Origin of the sequence: Paenibacillus sp. 598K, from assembly GCF_003851045.1 — a bacterium.
In the GTDB taxonomy this organism is placed as follows: domain Bacteria; phylum Bacillota; class Bacilli; order Paenibacillales; family Paenibacillaceae; genus Paenibacillus_D.
Map to the genome: position 1 here is coordinate 1,067 of NZ_BFBX01000004.1, position 1,307 is coordinate 2,373.

Below are 1,307 nucleotides of genomic sequence, written 5' to 3' on the forward strand. Positions count from 1 at the left end.
CTGTTGAAAAGGCCGAAGAGGCACGGAATCGAATCTGGATCATCGATCAGAACGGGAAGAAGAGCGGCAGCAGCGGCACGATAATCGCGCCGAGCAGCAGCTGCACTGGCAGCCCGAGCTTCACATAATCCTTGAAGGCGTAACGTCCTGCAGTCATAACCAGCGCATTGGGCGGCGTCGAGAAGGGAACGGCGAAGCACATCCCGGCAGCAATCGATACCGCGAACATAAACGGCACCGGGCTGACGTCAATACCGACGGCAGCGGCCAGCGCGATCGGCGCGAACAGGACGGCGCAGGCGGTATTGCTGATGAACAAGGTCAGCACCGAGGTGGCAAAATAGATGCCGGCCAGCAGCATCATCGGACCCATGCTGCCTAGCCCCTCTACAAGCTTGGTCGAGAGCAGGGTGGCTGCGCCGGTCTTCTCCAGCGCCGTTGACATCGGGATCATGCCGCCGATCAACACGATGCTTTCCCAATTGACCGTCTTGTAGGCGGCATCCATGCTGCGCAGACAGCCGGTGAAGATCATGAGCACCGCTGCGATCAGCACAGAGACGACAGCTGGGAACACCTCGAAGATCATCAGGACGACCATCAACACCATGATCGCGGCTGCGAGCGGCGCCTTGCCGCTCATCGGCACCGAGGCAGCAGCCTCCAGCGGCTCGCCAACGACGACAACCTCGTTATACTCGCGGGAGAGCCGGTTGATGCTCTTCCAGCTGCCCTGGATGAGCAACGCGTCGCCGAAGCGAATTTTCTCATCCTTCAGCCGATGCAGCTTGTAATCCTCCTTGCGGCGGATGCCAAGGATGTTGATGCCGTAGTTCTCGCGCAGTCCGATATCCTTGACCCGTTGGCCGATCAGGATCGAGTCGGGCGGCAGCAGCAGCTCGGCGATCCCGATCTCGCTGGACGCATACGGATCGGCGCTCTCGACTCCGGTCTGCTCGGCGACCTTGGCGTCGAGCAGACTGAGCTGTCCGGCGAGGGCAAACGCCTCGACCGCCTCGAACTCGCCGTACACATAGACGATATCCTGCGCATGCAGCACGGTAGCGGGACCGGCGGATTGCTGATCCAGCGTCTTAAAGAAGCGGTTGCCGTTGCCCCGTCTTCGCAGCTCGATGATATGTACATTGTACTGATTGGCGATATCGAGCTCGCGCAGCGGCTTGCCGAGCAGAGGCGAGTCATCGCCGACCTGCAGACGGAACAGGTTGCGGGCGAGCTGGTACCGCTGCTCCAGCTCGGCCAGCGAACGGCCGCGCGCGGAGCTGCGGGACGAGCCGGGCGGCGTC

Annotated in this window: 1 protein-coding gene; it reads right to left on the reverse strand. The window is 61.7% G+C overall.

What is annotated here, in order from left to right; all coding sequences use genetic code 11:
* Nucleotides 1-46: 46 nt before the first annotated feature.
* Nucleotides 47-1,307 (reverse strand): SLC13 family permease (locus PA598K_RS01620; RefSeq protein ID WP_128655288.1); only part of this gene is annotated, 1,261 nt, incomplete at its 5' end.